Source organism: Finegoldia sp. BIOML-A4, from assembly GCF_009679635.1.
Classification (GTDB): domain Bacteria; phylum Bacillota; class Clostridia; order Tissierellales; family Peptoniphilaceae; genus Finegoldia; species Finegoldia magna.
Genome location: NZ_WKZC01000001.1, coordinates 44,619 through 66,785 on the forward strand (window position 1 = coordinate 44,619; position 22,167 = coordinate 66,785).

Annotated in this window: 21 protein-coding genes and 1 pseudogene; all 22 read left to right on the forward strand. The window is 30.7% G+C overall.

Annotated elements, in window-relative coordinates; genetic code table 11:
• The first annotated feature begins 3 nt into the window (after nt 1-3).
• Nucleotides 4-693: an alpha/beta hydrolase gene (locus tag GKG01_RS00120; protein WP_004838464.1), complete on the forward strand. Its 690-nt coding sequence runs from the start codon at nt 4-6 to the stop codon at nt 691-693.
• Between the two features lie 119 nt (nt 694-812).
• Nucleotides 813-1,436 (forward strand): TetR/AcrR family transcriptional regulator, encoded by a 624-nt coding sequence (locus tag GKG01_RS00125; RefSeq protein WP_154254019.1) that lies wholly within the window; start codon nt 813-815, stop codon nt 1,434-1,436.
• A 68-nt stretch (nt 1,437-1,504) separates the two neighbouring features.
• A complete protein-coding gene (locus GKG01_RS00130; protein ID WP_154274617.1) occupies nt 1,505-3,250 on the forward strand; it encodes an ABC transporter ATP-binding protein in 1,746 nt (581 codons plus the stop codon).
• Nucleotides 3,244-4,977, forward strand: coding sequence for an ABC transporter ATP-binding protein (locus tag GKG01_RS00135; RefSeq protein ID WP_094205833.1), 1,734 nt, complete (start codon nt 3,244-3,246; stop codon nt 4,975-4,977). The genes GKG01_RS00130 and GKG01_RS00135 overlap by 7 nt, the downstream gene beginning before the upstream one ends.
• 80 nt (nt 4,978-5,057) lie before the next feature.
• The gene (locus GKG01_RS00140; protein ID WP_010815644.1) at nt 5,058-5,639 is read left to right on the forward strand and encodes an MptD family putative ECF transporter S component; all 582 of its coding nucleotides are present in this window, start codon (nt 5,058-5,060) and stop codon (nt 5,637-5,639) included.
• The gene (locus GKG01_RS00145; protein ID WP_094205832.1) at nt 5,639-6,373 is read left to right on the forward strand and encodes an energy-coupling factor transporter transmembrane component T; all 735 of its coding nucleotides are present in this window, start codon (nt 5,639-5,641) and stop codon (nt 6,371-6,373) included. The genes GKG01_RS00140 and GKG01_RS00145 overlap by 1 nt, the downstream gene beginning before the upstream one ends.
• Nucleotides 6,374-6,375: 2 nt before the next feature.
• Nucleotides 6,376-7,839, forward strand: a complete 1,464-nt coding sequence (locus tag GKG01_RS00150; protein WP_094205831.1) for an ABC transporter ATP-binding protein — start codon at nt 6,376-6,378, stop codon at nt 7,837-7,839.
• A 41-nt stretch (nt 7,840-7,880) separates the two neighbouring features.
• Nucleotides 7,881-9,245 (forward strand): MATE family efflux transporter, encoded by a 1,365-nt coding sequence (locus GKG01_RS00155; RefSeq protein WP_154272208.1) that lies wholly within the window; start codon nt 7,881-7,883, stop codon nt 9,243-9,245.
• A 237-nt stretch (nt 9,246-9,482) separates the two neighbouring features.
• The gene (locus tag GKG01_RS00160; RefSeq protein ID WP_154274618.1) at nt 9,483-9,893 is read left to right on the forward strand and encodes a sigma factor-like helix-turn-helix DNA-binding protein; all 411 of its coding nucleotides are present in this window, start codon (nt 9,483-9,485) and stop codon (nt 9,891-9,893) included.
• Nucleotides 9,894-10,328: 435 nt separating this feature from the next.
• Entirely contained in the window at nt 10,329-10,538 is a 210-nt protein-coding gene (locus GKG01_RS00165; protein WP_009345237.1) for an excisionase, read from the forward strand.
• A gap of 78 nt (nt 10,539-10,616) precedes the next feature.
• Nucleotides 10,617-11,852, forward strand: coding sequence for a tyrosine-type recombinase/integrase (locus tag GKG01_RS00170; RefSeq protein ID WP_094205822.1), 1,236 nt, complete (start codon nt 10,617-10,619; stop codon nt 11,850-11,852).
• A gap of 219 nt (nt 11,853-12,071) precedes the next feature.
• Nucleotides 12,072-12,455: pseudogene (locus GKG01_RS00175) on the forward strand (hypothetical protein); the annotation flags it as partial.
• Between the two features lie 121 nt (nt 12,456-12,576).
• Nucleotides 12,577-13,854, forward strand: coding sequence for an ABC transporter permease (locus GKG01_RS00180; RefSeq protein WP_154271066.1), 1,278 nt, complete (start codon nt 12,577-12,579; stop codon nt 13,852-13,854).
• 10 nt (nt 13,855-13,864) lie between these two features.
• Nucleotides 13,865-14,509 carry an ABC transporter ATP-binding protein gene (locus GKG01_RS00185; RefSeq protein WP_154271067.1) on the forward strand — a complete coding sequence of 215 codons (645 nt, stop codon included), beginning with the start codon at nt 13,865-13,867 and terminating at the stop codon, nt 14,507-14,509.
• Nucleotides 14,510-14,519: 10 nt separating this feature from the next.
• Nucleotides 14,520-15,896, forward strand: a complete 1,377-nt coding sequence (locus GKG01_RS00190; protein WP_154271068.1) for an ABC transporter permease — start codon at nt 14,520-14,522, stop codon at nt 15,894-15,896.
• A gap of 77 nt (nt 15,897-15,973) precedes the next feature.
• Nucleotides 15,974-16,630, forward strand: coding sequence for a response regulator transcription factor (locus GKG01_RS00195; RefSeq protein ID WP_094203785.1), 657 nt, complete (start codon nt 15,974-15,976; stop codon nt 16,628-16,630).
• Complete coding sequence (locus GKG01_RS00200; RefSeq protein ID WP_094207260.1) at nt 16,627-17,940, forward strand: HAMP domain-containing sensor histidine kinase; 1,314 nt, start codon at nt 16,627-16,629, stop codon at nt 17,938-17,940. The genes GKG01_RS00195 and GKG01_RS00200 overlap by 4 nt, the downstream gene beginning before the upstream one ends.
• An 11-nt stretch (nt 17,941-17,951) precedes the next feature.
• Nucleotides 17,952-18,518 (forward strand): hypothetical protein, encoded by a 567-nt coding sequence (locus tag GKG01_RS00205; RefSeq protein WP_094207259.1) that lies wholly within the window; start codon nt 17,952-17,954, stop codon nt 18,516-18,518.
• A gap of 141 nt (nt 18,519-18,659) precedes the next feature.
• Nucleotides 18,660-19,712, forward strand: a complete 1,053-nt coding sequence (locus GKG01_RS00210; RefSeq protein ID WP_154271069.1) for a zinc ABC transporter substrate-binding protein — start codon at nt 18,660-18,662, stop codon at nt 19,710-19,712.
• A gap of 1 nt (nt 19,713) precedes the next feature.
• Nucleotides 19,714-20,355 carry a metal ABC transporter ATP-binding protein gene (locus GKG01_RS00215; protein ID WP_094207285.1) on the forward strand — a complete coding sequence of 214 codons (642 nt, stop codon included), beginning with the start codon at nt 19,714-19,716 and terminating at the stop codon, nt 20,353-20,355.
• Nucleotides 20,348-21,154, forward strand: coding sequence for a metal ABC transporter permease (locus GKG01_RS00220; protein ID WP_094207257.1), 807 nt, complete (start codon nt 20,348-20,350; stop codon nt 21,152-21,154). Before GKG01_RS00215 ends, GKG01_RS00220 begins: the two co-directional genes overlap by 8 nt.
• A gap of 115 nt (nt 21,155-21,269) precedes the next feature.
• Nucleotides 21,270-22,160, forward strand: coding sequence for a YitT family protein (locus GKG01_RS00225; protein ID WP_094207256.1), 891 nt, complete (start codon nt 21,270-21,272; stop codon nt 22,158-22,160).
• Nucleotides 22,161-22,167: the final 7 nt, after the last annotated feature.

Here is a 22,167-nt window from a genome sequence, read left to right on the forward strand (position 1 = left end):
AATATGGTAACACAAAAATATAATATTGTTTTTATATGTGGAGCATCACATGCTGAATGGTGTTGGGATGAAAATTTTACTAAATATTTTATAAAGAAAGGCTATAGTGTTAATATCCACGTTCTGTCTAAAAATGCGAGAAATGTTAGGAACTCTGTTTTAATGTTAGAAGAAATTATAAGAAAGATAAAAAGAGAAAGTAATAGTAAATTAGCGATAGTTTCTCATTCAATGGGCAATTTAATCTTAAATGAATATTTACAAGATGATAAAAATATTAATAATGTAAATGCAATAGTATTACTTTCACCTTATCCAATTAGTAATAGGTTATTGAATGCTATAAAAATTTCTTTTAATTATTACGGAAAAACGAAGGAAGAACTTTTCTTTTCTGGAAGAGTAGATAAAGCTGAAGAATATGTAGCTAAAATGAAAGAAGAAGCTAAAAATATAAGATTGTTGACATTAACATATTCTTCTATTAAATTTTTTTGCAAATTTGTACCAACTTTTATAATTGGCTCAAAAAATGATAGATGCATACCTGTAAAGTCTCTGATTGATAGTATGAATTATTATGGTGCAACTTTGAAGATTTATAATGAATTATGTCATGATTGTATGCTTGATCCACATTGGGAAAAAGTTGCCGAAGACATACATTTATTCTTACAAAATAATCGTTCATGAATATGGATGTTGTAAATTCATAAAAATCATGTCTCTTCTAAATTCTCTTGACTTAAAATGGAATATATAGTAAAATTTTAGATAACAAAGTTATCTGCATATAGGAAGAGGTGAATAACATGAAAAATCTGAAAGGATTTGATGTTACACACGAAAACATTTTGAAAAGTGGGAAAATTAATTTTTTAAATGATGGATATGAACGAGCTAATTTAAGAAAGATATGTAAAGATGCCGGTGTTACTACAGGGGCTTTTTATAGACATTTTGAGGATAAGGAAGCTCTATTTGTTGCATTAGTTGAACCACTCGCTAAAGAGATTTTAGATTTATATACAAAATTTGAAGAAGAATCATTTAGAAGTATTGATGAGAAACACATTAAAGATTTAGCTGAAATTAATATTGATGGATCAATTGAAACCGCAATATATATATTTAGAAAAAAAGATATATTTGAACTTTTAGTGTATAAAGCGTATGGAACAAAATATGATAATTTCATTGAAAAATTAGTAAAAATGGAAGATTTAAATAGAAATAAAATCTCAAAAATAGTTTTAAAAAATAATTATAAATACATTAATATATCTGAAAAATCAATGCACTTACTTAATCATGCATATATTAATGCATTGTGTGAAATTATTATGCATTCTGACAATATTGAAGAGGTTAAACAAAACTCAGAAATTGTTGCGAGATTTTTTCGTGAAGGGTGGAAAAAATTGCAAGGATTTTAAGGGTTAGTTTTTTGCATAAATGATAACTAAGTTAGCTAATAATGTTATTTTATTTGGAGGTGTTGATTATGAAACAAAAAAGTCCTGCTGCTATATTGTGGGAGCTTGCAAAAAAGGAACATTCAAAGTTAAAAACATCTGTATTTATAGCGAGTATCGGTGTTATTGCAGGGATTATTCCATATATTGCAGCAAGTCGTATTTTAGTTGAATTGTTAAAGGGAAATGAGGATTTTAAAATTTATTCCTTATGGTTAGGAATAGGATTGTTATCCTACATCTTAAAATCATTTTTATACTCTATGGCTTTATCTGTATCCCATAAAGCAACTTTTAGTGTACTGAAAGATGTTCGTTTAAGAATGCTTGAAAAACTTCCAAAGATGCCATTAGGAGAAATAATCTCTGTTCCAAGCGGAAACTTTAAGCAGATTATAGTGGATCAGGTTGAAAGTATGGAGAAACCGCTCGCTCACCTGTTGCCTGAAATGACATCGAATCTCTTAGGTTCTTTGAGTATATTTATTTACTTATTATTTCTTGATTGGAGAATGGCTCTTTTATCATTAGTATCCATTCCTGTGGGAATGCTTTTTATGGGACTCGTAATGAAAAATTATGCTGTTCAATATGAAGGATCTGTAAAGGTAAATCGAGAAATGAATTCTGCAATTATTGAGTATGTCAATGGAATAGAAGTGATAAAAACATTTAATCAAGACAAGAGATCGTACGCAAAGTACAAAGATAAAGTCATTGCAAATGCAAGATACTTTTATGAATGGATGAAGAGCTGTCAGTTACCTGTATCTTTATCTAAAAATATATCTCCTACTACAATGATAACAGTGCTTCCATTTGGTTGGTATTTTTACATTAGCGGCAGTTTAAGTGCAGAAGTATTTATATCTGTAATTATTCTATCTTTAGGTATTGCAGGACCTTTACTTGAAACAATCAATTTTGTTGATGGTCTTGCTAAGATAGGAACTATTGCTAATTCTATTAACTTAATTTTAGAAGGAAAAGAACAAAAGCATTCTGATAGAGAAGTAACTATCCAGCAATATAATATTGATTTACAAAATGTAAAGTTTGGATATGAAGAAGAAAAAGAAATTCTTCATGGAATATCCCTAAACATAAAAGAAGGGACAACAGTGGCTTTTGTTGGACCAAGTGGAAGTGGCAAGTCAACTTTAGCAAAATTAATAGCTGGATATTGGGATATTACGGAAGGAAATATAAATATTGGTGGATACAATCTTAATGAAATTCCATTAAAGCAATTATATAGTTTAACTGCCTTTGTTTCGCAGGATAATTTTTTGTTCAACGAAAGTATTAGGGAAAATATCCGAATGGGTAATCCAAGTGCCAGTGATAAAGAAGTAGAAGACATTGCTAAGAAATCGGGTTGTCATGATTTTATTATGAAAATGGAACATGGTTACGATACGGTTGTCGGAAGTAGTGGTAGCCATGTTTCTGGTGGAGAAAGGCAAAGAATATCTATAGCAAGAGCAATGCTCAAAAATGCACCTATTGTAATACTTGATGAAGCTACTTCATATATAGATCCTGAAAATGAAGTGATTATAAAGCAAGCTTTATCAAAGCTTATAAAAGATAAAACGGTGATTATTATTGCTCATAGATTATCAACTATAACAGATGCAGAACAAATATTCTTAATTGAGAATGGAAAACTTGTTTCATACGGTAAGCATGATGAATTATTAAAAGGTTGTGAATTATACCGAAATATGTGGAACGCTCATATAGGAACAAAGGATGGTGGGATGAAATGTTAAGTGCTTTAAAAAAGATTTTAGATTTCTCAGGTGATGAAAAGAAAAATGTATATCACTCTATATGGGTAAGTTTTTTGTTTGCGATTTTTCATATGCTTCAAATCAGTGCTATTTATTTTATAGTGAAAGCAATTGTCCAAAAAGACATGAGCATGATGCCTGCGTGGATCGCATTAATACTTCTTGTTATTAGCATAATCGGAAGAAGTGTTACAAATTATTTTTCACAATTACAGCAATGCCATGCAAGTTATTTTATGGTGGCAAATAAAAGAGTAGCAATAGGTGAAATGTTAAAAAAAATACCTATGGGATTTTTCAATGAAAACAATATTGGTGAAGTGGTTGGAATTTCTACAACTGTTTTAGAAGATGTAGAAAATACCGCAGCAATGGTTATGGTAAATACATTATCAGGTTTTATAAACACGATAATATTTACAATAATGATTTTAGCATTTGAGTGGAGAATAGGTTTTATTGTTGCAATTGGATGCCTATTGTACTTATTTGTTCTCTCAAAAATGGAAAGCAAATCAAGGAGTGTTCTTCCTAAAAGACAAAAAGCATCTGCTAAATTAGTTGATGCCATTTTAGAGCAAATTGGAGGAATGTCTGTTATAAAATCCTTCAATTTAACAGGGAAAGGAGATGAAAAAGTCAGAGGTGCTATTGAAAATAGTAGAAAAATAAATCTTGATTGTGAAAAACTGTTTACACCTTATACGATTTTGCAAAATATTCTTTTGGATTTGTTTAGCATTTTGATAATAGGTGCAGGTATTTTCTTTTATATTAATGGAGAACTTTCATTCTTAAATACAGTTATGACGATTATAATTTCTTTTCTTGCTTTTTCTCAAATAAAATTGGCAGGAAGTGCAACAACCTCTCTCAGAGTTGTTAGTGGATCTATTGAGCAAACAAAGAAGTTAGAGGAATTTCCACAGATGGATATTGATGGAAAAGACATAAAGCCTACTACTTTCGATATTTCTTTTGATAATGTAGAGTTTTCATATTCAGGCAAAAAAATCCTTGATGATATTTCTGTCAAGATACCACAAAACCAAATGACAGCTATAGTTGGACCTTCAGGAGCTGGAAAAACTACATTTTGCAATTTGATAGCGAGATTTTGGGATGTAGAGAAAGGAGAAATCAGCATAGGTAAACATAATATTAAAGAATATTCATTGGAGTCATTAATGAGACAAATTAGTATGGTTTTTCAAAATGTTTATTTATTTCAAGACACTATTGAGAACAATATAAAGTTTGCCAAGCCAGATGCTACACATGAGGAAGTTATAGAAGCTGCAAAGAAAGCGTGTTGTCATGAATTTATTATGAAGCTTCCTGAACAATATGAAACAGTTATAGGAGAGGGAGGTGCAAGTTTATCTGGTGGAGAAAGACAAAGAATATCAATTGCAAGAGCAATGATAAAGAATGCACCTATTATTATTTTCGATGAAGCTACTGCAAATGTAGACCCTGAAAATGAGGATAAATTGCAGGTTGCTATGGAGGAACTCACAAGAAATAAAACAGTAATAATGATAGCACACAGACTAAAGACAATAAAAAATGCAAACCAAATACTTGTTTTAGCAAATGGAAAAATAAATCAAAAAGGCACACATGAAGAGCTAATTCAAGCAGAAGGTATCTATAAAAATTTTGTTGAGGCACGACAAAAGGCAGTTAATTGGAAATTGTCATAAGTGAAAATGATTTATATGAGAATTATTCAAATATAGCTCATGTAGATTTATATTATTTTAATTTAAGGAGGATTAAAAAAATGAAAAAAGGATTGTCAGCTAAAGATCTAATCAATGTAGGAATTTATACAGCTATTTATTTAGTTCTGTTTTTTGTAGTAGGGATGATGAATGCAATTCCTATCTTATACCCAGCTATCTATCTTCTCATTCCTATAGTCACAGGAATTCCCTTTATGTTGTTTTTAACCAAAATAGAAAAATTTGGCATGGTTACGATTATGTCAATTATTATCGGTGTGTTTTGGTATTTTATGGGCTATACATGGTTAGCATTGGTAGGATATATCCCATTTGGTATTATCAGTGATCTGGTTATGAAATCAGGTGGTTTTAAGAGTTTTAAAAAGAATGTTATTGGATTTTGGCTATTTTCTTGCGGAATGATAGGTTGTCAAATGCCAATGTGGGTAATGGCAGATACCTATATGGAAGGTGTTAAGCAACAAATGGGAGAACAATATGCACTTGCACTCGCAAAATATATGCCTTCTTGGATGGGGATTGCTGCATTTGGAATTATTTTTATCGGCTCAGTTATTGGTGCAAACTTAGGGAGGAAAATGCTTAAGAAACACTTCGAGAGAGCGGGTATCATTTAATGGAAGAGTATGAGGTATATAAACCGAATAAACCAAAGGGCTTTTTCTTAGATCCTCGTACTAAAATTTTATTTATGATATTTATAACAACCATAATGTCTGTCGGATATAAGGATATTTTAGTTAGCCTTATATCCGCCATTGTGGCAATAGCATTATTATTATCTAATAAACAAGTTAAGATAGCTTTCATTTATGGAGGGCTATTTACCTTGGCTATTATGGCACACTTTACGAAAGATATGTACACATTGCCTACACTCATAAATACAATTTCAGTATTGTTGAATGCCTTAATTTTAAGACTATTTCCAATTTTTATGTTGGGATATTATGTTGTAATGTCTACAAAAACGAGCGAGTTTATAGCAGCCATGGTAAAGTGGAAAATTCCAAATGCATTTATTATTCCAACAGCAGTTGCATTCAGGTTTATTCCAACTTTGAAAGAAGAACACAATTCTATTAAGACTGCTATGAAAATGAGAGGAATTAGCTTTAAAAATAAAAAGGCGTGGAAAAATCCAAGCTTATACTTGGAATATGTAACAATACCTTTAATCGTTTCTATTGTAAAAATAGGTGATGAATTGTCGGCGGCAGCAATAAGTAGAGGATTGGGAGCTTTGAAAAAGAGAAGTACTGTAGTAAAAGTAAAGTTTACTATATATGATTTACTAATTTTACTCTTTTCAATTGCCTTTACAGGACTATTTTTATATAGGAGGGGATAGCATTGATTGAATTTAAAGACGTGTCATTTACTTATGATAGTGGGAATAAGAATGCTGGAATTTATAATATTAATTTAAAAATCAATGATGGAGAGGTGGTTGTATTTTGTGGTGAATCCGGTTGTGGAAAAACTACTATAAGTAGATTGATAAATGGACTAATTCCCGGATATTATACAGGAACTTTGACTGGAGAAGTTATAGTTAGAAACCACAAAATTTCTAAAAATTCGATTGATGAATTAAGTCGATATGTAGGTTCAGTATTTCAGAATCCAAGAACTCAATTTTTCAATGTAGATTCCACAAGTGAAATTGCATTTACCTGTGAAAACTTTGGAATTCCAAGAGAAGAAATTTGTAAAAGAATTGGTCAAGTGACAAAAGAATTAAATATAAAAGATTTGCTTGATAAGAGCTTGTTTTCTATGTCAGGAGGAGAAAAACAAAAAATTGCTTGTGCTTCTGCTGCTGTTATGGAGCCTGAAATCTATGTATTAGATGAGCCATCTTCTAATTTAGATATACAAACTATAAAAATGTTAAAAGATATCATAAAAAAATGGAAAGAAAAAAAGTCCACTGTGGTTATTGCAGAGCATAGACTACAATATTTAATAGATATTGCAGATAGATTTATATATATGAAAGATGGAAAAATTAACAAAGAATTTTCTTGTGTTGAGTTCAAGAAATTACCTAACAGCATTTTAAATAATATGGGGTTAAGGAGCATACACCCTATTGATACCAATAGCCGTATAAAAAATATAGAATCTAAGGAACTAATAGAGATTAAGAATTTTATGTTTAGTTATGGAAAAGAGCCGTTTTTTGAAATTAATGATGCTGTATTACCACAAAAATCTATTGTGGCTGTTTTAGGAAATAATGGTTCTGGAAAATCAACTTTTTCAAAATGCTTATGTGGAGTTGAAGAAAAAGCAAAAGGAACTTTAAATATACAAACAGAAAGTTATGCTACAAGAGAAAGGCTAAAAAAATGTTTTATGGTGATGCAGGATGTTAATCATCAATTATTTACCGAATCAGTTAAAGAAGAAATTCTTTTGAGTATAGAGAACGATGAAAATAAAGAAGAAAAGATCGATGAGATATGTAAAAAGTTAAATTTAATGGATTTTATAGATTGCCATCCAATGTCATTATCCGGAGGGCAAAAACAAAGGGTTGCAATTGCAAGTGCTATCGCTTCCGATAGGACAATACTGATTTTGGACGAGCCTACAAGTGGTTTGGATTTTAGGAATATGAAAGAAGTTTCTAATGAAATGATGAGGCTTAAAAAGGACGGAAAAACTATTTTTATTATTACACATGATCCGGAATTAGTAGAATGCTGTTGTGATTATTTTATGTTTATGGAGAATGGAAAAGTCAAATGGCATGGTGTTAAAGATAAAAGGAATATGGAAAAAATTAGGGAATTCTTCAATCAAACCTAAAATTTGCTTAAAAAATATGGATGAAAAAAGGAGGTAATTTTATGAAACAAGATATGAAAGAACAATTATTAACAAAAAGACCTATAGATTTACTTTTTCAATTATCTGTCCCTGCTGTAATAGGAATGATAGTAATAGGTCTTTATCCACTAATGGATGGGATTTTTGCAGGAAATATTATAGGGCAAACTGCAATGACAGCTTGTGGTGTAGCTATGCCACTTACCTTTTTTAATAGTGGAGTATCTACACTCATAGGTGTAGGTTCAGCATCAGTTTTATCAAGAGCTATAGGAAAGGGCGACAAAAAAACAGTTGATAAAATTATGGGGAATTTGATCTTTTGGGTTATTCTATTCTCATCAATTATTACAATAGGCGGAATTTTACTTGCACCACATTTTTTAGATATGGTTGGAGCAAGTGGAGAAATTAAAGAATATGGTATCAGATATTTACGAGTAATTTTCATTGGTTCTTTATTTGTAAACTTTACTCAATCAGCAAACATGGTTATGCGTGGAGAAGGGTTAATGAAAAAAGCAATGCTCATTATGGGGCTAGGGGCTTTTTTAAACATAATTCTTGATCCCATTCTAATGAAATTAATGGGAAAATATGCAATTGAAGGGGCTGCACTTGCAACTATTACAGCACAATTTGTTCAAGCAATAATAACACTCCATTACTTCAAATATAAAAGTAAAGCAGTAAAAATAAATAAAATCAAACCTGATCAGGAAATAAAAAAAGAAATGTTTGGCGTAGGGTCATCTGCTATGATGATGCAAATTTTATTTATGATTCAACAAACAATGCTATATAAAATGTCATTTAAATATGGCGGAGATACAAATGCTATCTTGATGGCAGCAACACTTAGAATATATGCCTTTTCATTCATTCCACTTTGGGGAATGAGTCAAGGTTTACAACCTGTAGTTGGTACAAATTTTGGAGCGAAAAAATACGACAGAGTAAAAGAAGCTATGAAAGTATTTTCTATCGGAGGATTAGTTCTTGCATCAATATTTTGGATACCAGCATTAGCATTTTCAAAGAATATTCTTTCTTTATTTGGAGTAGAAGAAAGTATTATAACTCAGGGAATAGGAAACTTTAGACTATTTTATTCTATCTTTATCCTATATGGAGTAATGGTAATGACTATAACATTCTTCCAATCAATAGGAAACGCTAAAAAAGCCGGCATAATAGTAATGCTAAGACAGTTATTTTTATTCGTACCTGCCATGATTATTTTACCAATGATATTTGGAGTTAAAGCAGTATGGTTTGCAGAACCCCTTGTAGATTTAATTATGATAATAGCTGGTGTAGTAATGATGTTTGGGGAATTAAATAGGATGGATAAAATTAGTTTTAAAAATTCAAGTAATGAATAATAAGTGGGTTTATTTAAAAGAATGGAGGGAAATATGCAAATAAATATAATTAAAGTACATTTACCTTTTTTCTTTGGTTTACACTATTTACAAGTTAGATAACTCAGTTAAAAAATTAAATACAATTACTATTAGAAAGAGTTTTTTTCATTCTAGAGGACTAACCATGCCCAAGAGCAGGAGTCCTCCTTTTTTTGTCTGAAAACATAAAGACAAAAAAGAATGGAGGAAACATAAATGACAAAAGAATATTACCTTTATGTCGGTGGGCAAAAAATCAAAGTAAGCGAGCAGATATACAAAGTCTACTGGCAAGAAAGAGAACATGAAAAATATTTAGAGCAGGTGGACAAGAAAAACCACTTGCTCTTTTTTTCGTCCCTAAATCATGATGGGAATTTCGAAGATAATTTAGAGGATAAAAACGTTGATGTAGAAAAAGTTGTCGCAACACAAATGATGATTGAAGCACTAAAAAGTGCTTTGTCAAAGTTAAATAGGGATGAGCGGGAAATCATAGAAAGATTATATTTCAATGATGAAACACTTCGTGCAGTAGCAAAGACTAAAAATATCTCACATCCAACTTTAATTAAAAGACGAGATAAAATTTTAGAAAAACTAAAGAAATTTATAGAAGAAATATAAATTCTGGTTACCAAAGAGGGCAAATTTTCCTTTATAAAGTGAGGGGAGTTTTGTCCTCTTTCTATTTTTAAAAAAATCTAAGTAATATTTGAACCTTAACAATTGAATAGACCAAGACAAGACATTAATCATTTTTGGAGCGTAATAACCTATCCGCCAAGATATTTCTGCTGAATAATTCGGCAAAATAAGTACTGCTAAGCTAAAAGCAAGGGAAGAAGAAAGGGAGCGATAAGTAAGAGTTTGAATATAGGGAGGGATACCCTATTCGCTATGAAGAAAATGAGGATAATGATACTTCTAAGGTTGAAGCCGGCTCATCCTGAACAGAGGCGGAGGTGAGATTCCTATGTTGCTAATCCAAGGCACTTGTCAATGTCAAAAAACTTTAAAAATATTAAAATAAATATTTTAAATATATTATTTGGAGGATTTATGATTAACGAAAATATAAAAGGTGTTCGTGTTTCTGAGAAAGCATTTCTAACATTAAAAGAAGCATCTGAATATTTTAATATTGGTCAAGATAAAGTTAGACAATTAACGGATGAAAATGATTGTGATTTTGTATTATTTAATGGAAGTAAGCGTCTTATTAAGAAAAAATTAATGGAAGAATATTTAAATAGACAGTTCTCTATTTAATCTAAAACTATATATAAAACACGCATAATGCGGTATAATAATTATAGCGTGTTCTTTTATCAAAAAAGGAGAATTTTTATGGTAAAAAGACGCAAAGATAGTAAAGGGGTTGTTTTAAAAGACGGTGAATATCAAAGGTCAAATGGCACTTATGAATTTAAGTGGCAAGACAAAATAGGTCGTAGAAAATCTATCTATGCGAAAACTTTAAAAGAATTAAGAGAAAAGGAATTAGATATTTTACGCAATACTATAGATGGAATCAACAACGAAGGAAGTAGCTTATCTGTAAATGATACTTTTAAGCTATGGACAAAGGTAAAAAGAGGTTTAAAAGATAATACCTTTAAAAATTATATCTATATGTATCAACAATTTGTCGAACCGACTTTTGGTCGTATTAAACTATCTGATATTAAAAGATCTGATGTTAGAAGTTTTTATAACAGATTAAAGGAAGATCAGGGATTGATGGTTTCTACCATAGATTGTGTTCATACTGTCTTACATCAGGTTTTAGAATTAGCAGTGGATGACGAATATATAAGATTTAATCCATCTGACAATGCTTTGAAGGAATTGAAAGTAGCTCATCGAAATGAATCTCCGAAGAAAAAAGCCATGACAATAGAAGAACAGGTGCTATTTGAAGAATATTTATCTAATAGTGATGAATATAAAAAATGGTATCCAATATTCATTGTTATGCTTTGGACGGGAATGAGAGTTGGAGAAGTCACAGGATTGCAATGGGACGATCTAGATTTTGACAATGGTCTTATAAGTGTAAATAGGACTTTGGTATATTATAGTAAAGGTAAAGGATTAAACAATAGATATGCTATTAATACACCGAAGACAGCATCAGGTAAGCGAAGTATTCCTATGGTTCAAAAAGTAAAAGATGCTTTTCTTATGGAAAGAGAGTTACAAAAGACTTTTGGAATCGAATGTTGTGATTCAATCGATGGATTTAAAGACTTTGTATTTTTAAATAGATTCGGAAAGGTTCACAATAATGGAACACTTAATAAAGCTTTAAGAAGAATTGTTAGAGATTGCAATTTAAGTATAATGGATAAAAATAAATCGAACTCTAATGATATTCTATTAGTTCCACATTTAAGCAATCACATTTTCAGACACACCTTTACTACAAGGCTTAATGAACAAAATATAAATACAAAAGCAATGCAGTCTATTCTAGGTCATTCTGATATTAGTACAACAATGGATATATATGTAGATGCAACAGAAGATTTTAAGATAGAACAGATGGGAGAATTTGAAAAAGCGATGAAATTTATATTTTAGAATTTACGACAGCTTACGACAAATTTACGACAATTTGCTAGAAATCTATAGGCACTTATAGAGAGTTAGCAAATTGTCGTAAATGGAGAAGTACCATAAAATAGACTTTTATAGAGATTTAGACAATTATCTAAGGTAGAGGGGATTTTCCCAACAATGAAGCCAGTTGGAAATAATTCTTCTAGCAATTCAAAAGATGGCGAAGATAACACAAAAGCTAAGAAATTGGACTTATCAAAAGTGAAAGTTGAACCATTATTTGAAGATTTTGTAGATTTTGACAAATTCTCGGAATCTGATTTCAGAGTAGTAAAAGTAAAATCTTGTGAAGAAGTACCAAAATCCAAGAAATTATTAAAATTTACATTGAATGACGGATCTGGAAAAGACAGAATCATATTATCAGGAATTAAAAACTACTACAGCGCAGAAGACTTAGTAGGTAAGACATTACTTGCAATCACTAACTTACCACCAAGAAAAATGATGGGTGAAGAATCTTGTGGAATGCTTTTATCTGCAATCTGCGAATATGATGGAGAAGAAGTATTGAATCTTATAATGTTAGATTCAAATATTCCAGCAGGATCAAAAATTTATTAATTAAATAAAATCCTTAGACGATAGAAATATATTCTGTCGTCTTTTTTTATTGCCATGAATTTCATATACATTTCATAAAACTTTTGTAACATATACATGTAACAAAGTTAAGGAGATATTTATGATAAAAAATGCGATTGCTTATATAACAAGAAAAAGAAATAGGACTTTGATAATACTGATAATTCTAACACTTGTCTTATCATGTTTGTATGCTTGTTTGAGCATAACGAAATCACAGAAAACACTAGAGAAATCATTGTACGAAACATCGAATTCATCTATTTCAATAACGAAAAAAGATAATAACGGATATTTTGATATAAAAGAATTTGACAAATTGAAACAGATCAAAGATATAAAAGAGGTTTCATATCATTATGAGGGATTAGCCAACGTAACAAATACTAATGTAGTTGAAAGTGATCAAAAAGTTATGCGCGAAGATTTGTCACCGAATATGAAAAACTTAGTATCGATAGATGCTATGACAGATCAAAAACGTAACACATTGTTCACAAGTAACGTATTTACTATAAAACAAGGCATGAATCTCGATAAAAATGATGACGGAAAGATATTAGTTCATGAAGAATTTGCAAAGAATAACAAGCTAAAACTTCACGACAAGATAGGTCTAAAGTTCATGAATATGAATGGAAATGGAGATACAAATAAAGAGACACAATATGAGATAGTTGGAATATTTTCAGGAAAAAAACAAGAAAAATATACAGGATTGTCTTCTGATTTCAGCGAAAACTCTATGTTTGTTAATTACAACTCAGCGCAAAATTCGTTGAATATAAAAGACGGTAACAAAATTGCCAATAAAATCTCAGTTTATACACAAAATTCAGACTTAATGGATAATGTAATAAATCAGCTGAAAAATCAAATCTCTAATTCTTCACAATACATTATCGAAAAAGATGACAATGCATTCAAAGAAGCTATTGATTCTATAAACGGTGTAAAGCACATCATACAAATGATGACATATTCCATAATGGTTGCAGGACTTGTAGTTTTATCGTTGATTTTAATATTATGGCTAAGAGAAAGAATTTACGAAATAGGAATACTTTTATCAATTGGAGTTAGCAAAGCAAAAATCATAGGACAATTCATCATGGAGCTTGTATTTGTATCCGTTCCTGCGGCAGTTTTATCATTCATTAGTGGGGATTTTATTATCAAACTAATTGCATCAGGAATAACAGAATCGGAAAATGCATCATTTACAGGTAGCCTATTAATTACTAAAATATCAGATAAATTAGAAGTGTTTATCAAAAGCTACGGATTGCTTCTATTAATAATAGCAGTTTCTGTGATTATCGCATCGATAATGATATTAATCAAAAAACCAAAACAAATATTATCACAAATAAGTTAGGAGATATAAAATGAATATTTTAGAAATCAAAAACGTATCATACAGTTATTCAAGTTCAAATGAAGAAGTTTTGTCATTAATTAACAGAGGATTTGAACAAGGAAAATTCTACGCAATCATCGGGAAATCTGGCACAGGTAAATCAACACTTTTATCTTTATTGGCTGGATTAGATTCACCAGATACAGGTCAAATTTTATTCAAAAACAACAACATCGAAGAAAAAGGACACAGTTATCATAGAAAAAACAATATATCGTTAGTTTTTCAAAACTATAACTTAATAGATTATCTGACTCCTCTTGAAAACATAAGATTAGTAAATAAAAATGCATCAGAAGATATTTTATTGGAATTAGGATTGGATAAAAGTCAAACAAGAAGAAATGTTATGAAACTTTCTGGTGGACAACAACAAAGAGTCGCGATTGCGAGAGCTTTAGTTTCAGAAGCTCCAATCATATTGGCAGATGAGCCTACTGGAAACTTGGATGATGTGACTGCTGGTGAAATTATAGATATATTGAAGCAACTTGCAATGGAAAGAAACAAATGCGTAATAGTTGTTACTCATAGTAAAGAAGTAGCAAAAGCAGCAGATATTGTTCTTGAATTAAAAGATAGAAAACTACAAGAAGTAGTTGACAATATTTAGGGAGGAAACTATGATAAAAAACGCATTTGCTTATGTAACTAGAAAAAGTCTCAAATCGATAATTATATTAATCGTAATAATGTTGATGTCAGCTTTAAGTTTGATTAGTTTATCCATCAAAGATGCCACTGACAAAGCTTCAGAAAAAACATTTGGAAATATTACCAACAGTTTTTCAATGGAAATTAACAGACAAGTAAATCCAGGAACGCCAAGAGGCGGTGGAAATGTCAAAGGACAAGACATCAAAAAAATCACAGATTCACCTGATATTGAAAGCTATGTAAAAAGAATAAATAGCGTGGCTGATTTGGATGGATTGGATATAATTGAAACACAAGAAACATTGGCTAATCAATCCCCAGAACGCGCTAAAAATTTTAAAAGCACTGTAATGTTGACTGGAGTTAATGAATCATCCAAGGAAACAAAATTTGTATCTGGAGCATACAAATTGGTAGAAGGTGAACATTTGAAAAATGACGATAAGAATAAAATTCTGATGCACAAAGATTTGGCAGCAAAAAACAATTTGAAAATAGGTGATAAATTAAAATTAAAGTCTAATTTATTTGATGCAGATAATGAAAAACAAGCCAATGAAACAGTAGAAGTTACAATTAAGGGTTTGTTTGATGGACACAACAACGGTGGCGTGAGCGCTGCTCAAGAATTGTACGAAAACACATTGATTACTGATTTGAATACGGCAGCCAAAGTATATGGTAACACTGAAGATACAGCAGTCTATCAAGACGCTACATTTTTCGTAAAGGGAAACAAAAAACTAGAAGATGTCATGAAAAATCTTTCCAAACTTGATATCAATTGGCAAGAATATAATTTAATAAAAAGTTCATCAAACTATCCAGCATTACAAGAATCAATCAGTGGAATATATGCAATAGCAGATAAATTATTTGTAGGATCACTTGCATTTGCAGGATTAGTAGTAGCTTTACTATTATTCTTATGGATGAATGCAAGGAAGAAAGAGATTGCAGTATTGTTGTCGTTAGGCATGTCCAAAGCGAAAATATTCGGACAATTTGTCACAGAATTATTGTTAGTTGCTGTACCAGCTTACATTGGTTCATTCTTCTTGGCTAGATTTGCAGGAGATAAAATTGGAAATAATATACTACAAAAAGTTACAGGAAATATCGCAGAAAAAATTGCGAAGCAATCAGCGTCAACTGGACTTGGTAGCGGTGCTGAAGTTGATGGATTCAATAAAACATTGACAAGTCTAGATATTAACATTTCATCAAAAGCCTTAGTTTATGTAGTAGTATTCATGACAATTGTGTTGCTCATATCATTGATTATTTCATCAACAAATATTCTTAGGAAAAATCCAAAAGATTTATTAATAGATACTAAGTAAAATTATCGGGGCATATGCTCCGATAATTTTGTAATTAAAATAAATATTGTATAATAAATAAAAGAGAGGAATAAATTATGAACTTACTTGTAGTAGAAGATGACAAAATGATACGTGAAGGAATTTGTGAATTTTTGTCTGAATTTGGATACAAAACATATCAAGCAGAAGACGGGAAACAAGCCATATCCATATTTGAAAATAACGAAATCAACTTAGCAATATTAGACATTCAACTTCCATACATAAATGGACTTGAAGTTCTCAAAAAAATCAGAGAAACAAGTGATATTCCAGCTATAATGTTGACTGCATTCAGTGATGAAGAATATAAAATCAACGCATTCACAAGTTTAGCAGATGGCTACATTGAAAAGCCATTCTCACTTCCTGTTCTCAAAGTTAGAATAGAATCTTTAATTAAAAAACATTATGGAAATAATGAAACATTTAATTACAAAAACACCGAAGTTAACTTCACAAGCTACACTGCAAAAATAAATGGTGAAAAAGTTGATATAAATGCCAAAGAACTAGAAATACTCAAATATATGATAGAAAATGAAGGTCAAGCACTCACTAGAATGCAAATAATCGATAGTGTATGGAAAGAAACCGATGAAATACCATTTGACAGAGTAATTGATGTTTACATAAAAGAATTGCGTAAAAAATTGCAACTAGATTGCATAGTAACCATCCGAAACGTCGGTTATAAATTGGAGAGAAAATGAAAAATTTAAAAATATTTCCGAAAATGTTCCTGCAAATATTTACAGCGTTAGCATTTACAGTTTTGTTCATACATTTTATGGTGTTTTTAATATTTCCTAAAACATATTTGGAAGATAGAAAACAAGAGATAAATAAAAAAGCAAATGAAATATCCAAGACATTAACAAATAAAGATATAGGATATGTTACACAGTCTTTGGATTTTTATTCTAATAACAACGATATTAAAGCTTACGTTAAAAATCAAAACAACGACAACGAATTAAAAATCAAAGAAATCATTGATTTTGACAAAAAAAGTGACAACAATTCACTTATAATTGAAGAACGAGATATTACAATTAACACTGGAGAGAAAATCTCACTTCAATTCGTATCAACAGCTGATATGAAAAAAGATGCCAAGAATTTGAGTCTAAGATTTCTTCCGTTTTCGCTTTTAATTTCTATGTTTTTCTCAGCAATCATTTCATTAATTTATGCTAAGTTAATCAACAATAATATACAAGAAATAAAACATATTACTGACAAGATGATGAATAGGGACAAAAACGCACTACTTGAAGTAGATTCTACCAATGAGATTGGACAGTTAAAATTGCAAATCAATGATTTGTACACTACATTGTTACATTCGATTGACGATTTGGAATCAAAAAACGAAGAAATTATCAAACTTGAAGAACTAAAATATGACTTTTTTAGAGGAGCATCACACGAACTCAAAACTCCTGTAGCGAGCCTCAAAATAATTTTGGAAAATATGAAGTATAACATAGGAAAATACAAAAACAGAGATTTGTATATAGACGAATCTCTTAAAATAATTGATGGATTGTCACATAGCATTTCACAAATACTTACATTGTCATCAATTGAAAACTTGAAAAATGACGAAGAAAATGTAGAGATTTTACCAATATTAAATGATATAATTAATAAGCAGGAAGTAATTGCAAATCAAAAACACATCACAATCGACAATCAGATTACAGATGAAAAAATTTATATAGGAAAATCGGCACTAAAAATTATACTTTCCAATGTAATTGGAAACGCTGTAAAATACACTGATGAATATGGGATAATTACCATAAAATCAGATGGAGAATGGTTTGAAGTAATTAATACTTGCGAAAAGGCAAGCGAATTAGATACCACTAAAGTGTTTGATGTGAATTGTGATTTGAATAAAGAAAACAGCAATGGACTTGGGTTGTATATCGTGGGAAATTTATTAAATAATTACAAAATCGATGCAATCATTGAAACACAAGAAGAAAACGTAACATTCAAAATCAAGTTATAAAGGAGAACAAAATGTATATTTTAGAATTGAATCAAAATGGTGAAGCGACAGAATTAGCGTTATTTGACACAATTGAAGAAGGAAGAGAATTTATCAAGAAAACAAACTGCTACGAAATCACAGAAGAAGATGGGTTTGTATATGAATATATCATTCCTGAAAAACTAGGTGAATACGTTGAACTAGAATACAATGGAAATATAATTCCAATAACCAAATTCATGTTTACAGAAGAAGGAAAAGCGGAAATATTTTGGAAAGAAATTCCGAATCTTTCAGAAAAAGGAAATGGAATAGTAGATAGTTCTACGAGAGTAGACGCTTATGTAATAGCTAACAAAGATGTGAAAACTTATATTGAAGCAAGAGAAAAATCCTACAACGAAGTAAAAAAATACTTGCAAGAAAAAGGATATGACGTAGACAGGGCTTACTTCGGATCAGAAGATGGAGAAGCAATAGTCTACAGAAAAAACGAAAAAGATGAATGGCACTTCTTAACACATATGGATCCATCATTTTTTGAAGACAAAACACCACAAGAAATAATCGACGAGATAGAAGAAGATTTAAATTAAATAGAATAAAATAGCATAGCTCTTCTTAAAGAAAATAAGAAGAGCTTTTTAATTTTTATATAATCCTTGACAAAATAATAAAAACACTCTAAAATGATAATGCAAATAATTTGCATTAATAAATTATTATTTGGAGGGTTTATGAAAAAAATTTATAGAATATTATTATTAGCTCTTATGATTGGTGTGGCATCAGGATGTACTAGACAAAACAATGATGTTAACAATCAAAAGGTTCAAGAACAAAAAGAAAAAAGTGATGACAAATCAACTGAAAAGTCAGATTCAAAGAAATTATATGTTAGTTTTTATCCGATTGAATATATGGCAAAAGAAATCGCTAAGGATAAAATTGAAGTGGTAAATGTTATGCCAAAAGGCGCTACAGTTCATGATTGGGAACCAACTGCACAAGATATTAAAAATTTATCTGATTCAAAGATGCTTATTGTTAACGGTCTTGGATTGGAAGGTTGGTTAGAAGATGTTAAATCTAGTTTAAAAAACACGGAAATAGTTGATTCATCTACAAATATTGATAAGATTAAAGCTGAAGAAGACCACGACCACGACCATGAAGAACACGACCACGACCATGACCACGAAGAAAAAGGTCACGATCATGATCACGAAGAAAAAGAACACGGACATGATCATGAACATCATCACCACGGTGAATTTGATCCACATGTTTGGATGAGTCCAAAACAAGCTAGAATTCAAATGAAAAATGTGTATGAAGCTATTATTAAATTTGACTCTGAAAACAAAGATTTCTATGAAAAGAATTACAAAGAATTAGATAAAAAGTTTGAAGAATTAGACAAAAAATACGCTGAAGTTTTGGCACCACAAAAGGACAAATATTTCATCGTGCCACATGAAGCTTTTGGATATTTAGCTAGAGATTATGAAATAAAACAAGTACCTATTGAGAGTATTAATTCAGATTCAGAACCTGATTTAAATAAGATGAAAGAATTGACTAATTTCGCAAAATCACATAAGATAAATACAGTATTTTATGAAATGGGAGAAAGCGATAAGATTGCAAATTCTTTGGCTAAGGAAATCAACGCAAAAACTGCTGGTTTGTCCACGATAGAAGCTAAGACTCAAGATATCGAAGATGGAAAGGACAATTATTTTTCATTGTTAGAGAAAAACTTGGATGCAATCTCACAAGCAAAATAATATGAATAGTATAATTAGTGTAGAAAATTTGAATTTTTCGTATAGAAACGAAAAACTATTAAGGGATATAAATTTTAATATCGAAAAGGGAGATTTCGTAGGGATAACCGGAGCTAATGGCTCCGGTAAATCTACGTTATTGAAACTTATTTTAGGATTTCTGAAAGCAGATAGTGGTGAGATTAAATTTGCCGGAGGAAGGGACAATTTTAGTTTTGGATATGTTCCTCAAAATAATCACGAAAAGAGCATTTCTTTTCCTATTACTGCATGGGAAATCGTGGCTATGAATGTAAGCGATGATGAGAATATGAAAGCTAATGAAAAAATCGAAAACGCGTTGTCTATTGTAGAAATGAAAGATAAGAAAAATTACGACTACAATAAGATGAGCGGTGGAGAACAGGAAAGAGTCATGATTGCAAAGGCGTTGGCTAACGATCCACAAATTTTGATTTTTGACGAACCTACTGCAGGACTAGATCAACGAAGCAAGGAAAATCTGTTTGATTTGTTGAAGCATTTGAATATTCATCATAATATAACGATTCTGGTGGTTACTCATGAGCTGGATTTTACTAAAGATTATTTTAACAGGATTTTTAGATTGGATAATGAATTTGTTGAGGTGAAACATGTTTGAGATGTTTTCTTATGATTTTATGAGAAGAGCTTTTATCGTGGGGATACTAGTGTCAATTATTGTTCCTTTGATAGGAACCTTTGTCGTTAACAAGAAAAACTCCATGGTAGGAGATGCTTTGAGTCACAGTTCCTTAGCTGGTGTTGCCTTGGGACTTATTTTTGGAATAAATCCTGTTATAGCGGCGATTTTCGTATGCGTGATTGCAGCTTTTGGAATAGAAATCATCAGAAAAAACTTTGCCAAGAGTTCTGATTTGTCAACTGCGATTGTGATGAGTAGCGGTATTGGACTTGCGGCGATCTTGTCAGATTTTGTTCCTGGCGCTGCGAATTTTCAATCATTTATGTTTGGATCTATTGTAGCTATTCCAGATATTGAATTGTACACAGTAATTATTGTGAGTTTTATTGTTATTGTGACTTATGTGCTGTTGTACAAAAAATTAGTGTATATTATCTTTGATGAAGATGGAGCTAGATTGTCTAATATCAACGTAGGACTTATCAATAAAATATTTACTTTTTTGATAGCTATCACTGTTGCTATTGCGTCTAGAACTGTCGGTGCACTTATGGTTTCAAGCTTGATGGTTATTCCTGTGTCTTGTGCAATAATGGTATCTCATTCTTTTAAAAGAACTGTGATTAATTCGTCTTTATTTGGAGTATTGTTTACGATTATCGGTATCAATATGTCTTATTATTTTCAATTAAAACCAGGTGGCTCAATTGTGTTGACAGGACTTTTAGTTCTGATAATTTTGATGATAGTAAATAAATTTAGAAAAAATAATTAACTGTAAACACTGCATTATGAATTGTGAATTAATTTATTTTGTGGTGTTTTTTGGTGTATAAAACGTTGTAATTTGCAATTTTTACAAGTATAATAAAAAGATAGGAGGCGATAGCATGAACAAAATGATTAAAAAAATAATGATATTAACATTGGGAACATTAATACTTACTTTTGGCTTTTTCTTTTTTATAATGCCTTTTAATTTAACTATTGGTGGAATTTCTGGTATTGCGATGAGTTTGAACGCTTTTGTTCCACAAATCCCAACGGGTATTTTTGTTATGATTATGGATACTATTTTGTATATTATAGCGTTTATAATTTTGGGAAAAAGTTTTGGGGTTTTGTCGATATATTGTTCTTTTATTTTTGCAAGTTCAACGACACTATTGGAAATTTTGCTACCAAATTTTAAACCTTTGACTGATGATATTTTGATTAATTTGATTTTTGGAATTATTATTTCCGCTGCTGGTATGGCATTGGTTATCAACCAAGGTGCATCGACTGGCGGTACGGATATTATCGCTATGATAATCAGAAAATATTTTTCAATTGATGTGGGTAAGTGTATGCTTGTAGCAGACTTTTTCGTTGTGTTACTTGGTATGTATACTTTCGGAACAAAAAGTGGAATGTATGCTATGCTTGGAATTTTCATAAACTCAATTGTCATTGACAAAGCTATCGCTGGTCTAAATACAAGGGTAAATATGATGATAACAAGCGATAAATACAAGGAAATTAACGCTTATATTATAGATCAAATTTCAAGAGGATCCACAATTTATAAAGCAGTTGGTGGTTTTTCTGATAATGAAAAATTTGTTATTAATACGATTGTTTCAAGAGGAGAGTATATTAAGATTAAAAACTACGTGAAATCTATTGATCCTAAAGCATTCGTATGTATTTCGTATGTCAGTGAAGTGGTTGGTGAAGGATTTACTTACGATCCAGTGGATAATCCAGAGCTTGAAATACTTCCTGGTGGAATGAGTTAGAATGGAG

Bases quoted from the DNA above. Each gene is read 5' to 3' on its own strand.
- GKG01_RS00120 (WP_004838464.1), top strand. From the start codon at position 4: ATGGTAACACAAAAATATAATATTGTTTTTATATGTGGAGCATCACAT.
- GKG01_RS00125 (WP_154254019.1), top strand. From the start codon at position 813: ATGAAAAATCTGAAAGGATTTGATGTTACACACGAAAACATTTTGAAA.
- GKG01_RS00130 (WP_154274617.1), top strand. From the start codon at position 1,505: ATGAAACAAAAAAGTCCTGCTGCTATATTGTGGGAGCTTGCAAAAAAG.
- GKG01_RS00135 (WP_094205833.1), top strand. From the start codon at position 3,244: ATGTTAAGTGCTTTAAAAAAGATTTTAGATTTCTCAGGTGATGAAAAG.
- GKG01_RS00140 (WP_010815644.1), top strand. From the start codon at position 5,058: ATGAAAAAAGGATTGTCAGCTAAAGATCTAATCAATGTAGGAATTTAT.
- GKG01_RS00145 (WP_094205832.1), top strand. From the start codon at position 5,639: ATGGAAGAGTATGAGGTATATAAACCGAATAAACCAAAGGGCTTTTTC.
- GKG01_RS00155 (WP_154272208.1), top strand. From the start codon at position 7,881: ATGAAACAAGATATGAAAGAACAATTATTAACAAAAAGACCTATAGAT.
- GKG01_RS00160 (WP_154274618.1), top strand. From the start codon at position 9,483: ATGACAAAAGAATATTACCTTTATGTCGGTGGGCAAAAAATCAAAGTA.
- GKG01_RS00165 (WP_009345237.1), top strand. From the start codon at position 10,329: ATGATTAACGAAAATATAAAAGGTGTTCGTGTTTCTGAGAAAGCATTT.
- GKG01_RS00170 (WP_094205822.1), top strand. From the start codon at position 10,617: ATGGTAAAAAGACGCAAAGATAGTAAAGGGGTTGTTTTAAAAGACGGT.
- GKG01_RS00180 (WP_154271066.1), top strand. From the start codon at position 12,577: ATGATAAAAAATGCGATTGCTTATATAACAAGAAAAAGAAATAGGACT.
- GKG01_RS00185 (WP_154271067.1), top strand. From the start codon at position 13,865: ATGAATATTTTAGAAATCAAAAACGTATCATACAGTTATTCAAGTTCA.
- GKG01_RS00190 (WP_154271068.1), top strand. From the start codon at position 14,520: ATGATAAAAAACGCATTTGCTTATGTAACTAGAAAAAGTCTCAAATCG.
- GKG01_RS00195 (WP_094203785.1), top strand. From the start codon at position 15,974: ATGAACTTACTTGTAGTAGAAGATGACAAAATGATACGTGAAGGAATT.
- GKG01_RS00200 (WP_094207260.1), top strand. From the start codon at position 16,627: ATGAAAAATTTAAAAATATTTCCGAAAATGTTCCTGCAAATATTTACA.
- GKG01_RS00205 (WP_094207259.1), top strand. From the start codon at position 17,952: ATGTATATTTTAGAATTGAATCAAAATGGTGAAGCGACAGAATTAGCG.
- GKG01_RS00210 (WP_154271069.1), top strand. From the start codon at position 18,660: ATGAAAAAAATTTATAGAATATTATTATTAGCTCTTATGATTGGTGTG.
- GKG01_RS00215 (WP_094207285.1), top strand. From the start codon at position 19,714: ATGAATAGTATAATTAGTGTAGAAAATTTGAATTTTTCGTATAGAAAC.
- GKG01_RS00220 (WP_094207257.1), top strand. From the start codon at position 20,348: ATGTTTGAGATGTTTTCTTATGATTTTATGAGAAGAGCTTTTATCGTG.
- GKG01_RS00225 (WP_094207256.1), top strand. From the start codon at position 21,270: ATGAACAAAATGATTAAAAAAATAATGATATTAACATTGGGAACATTA.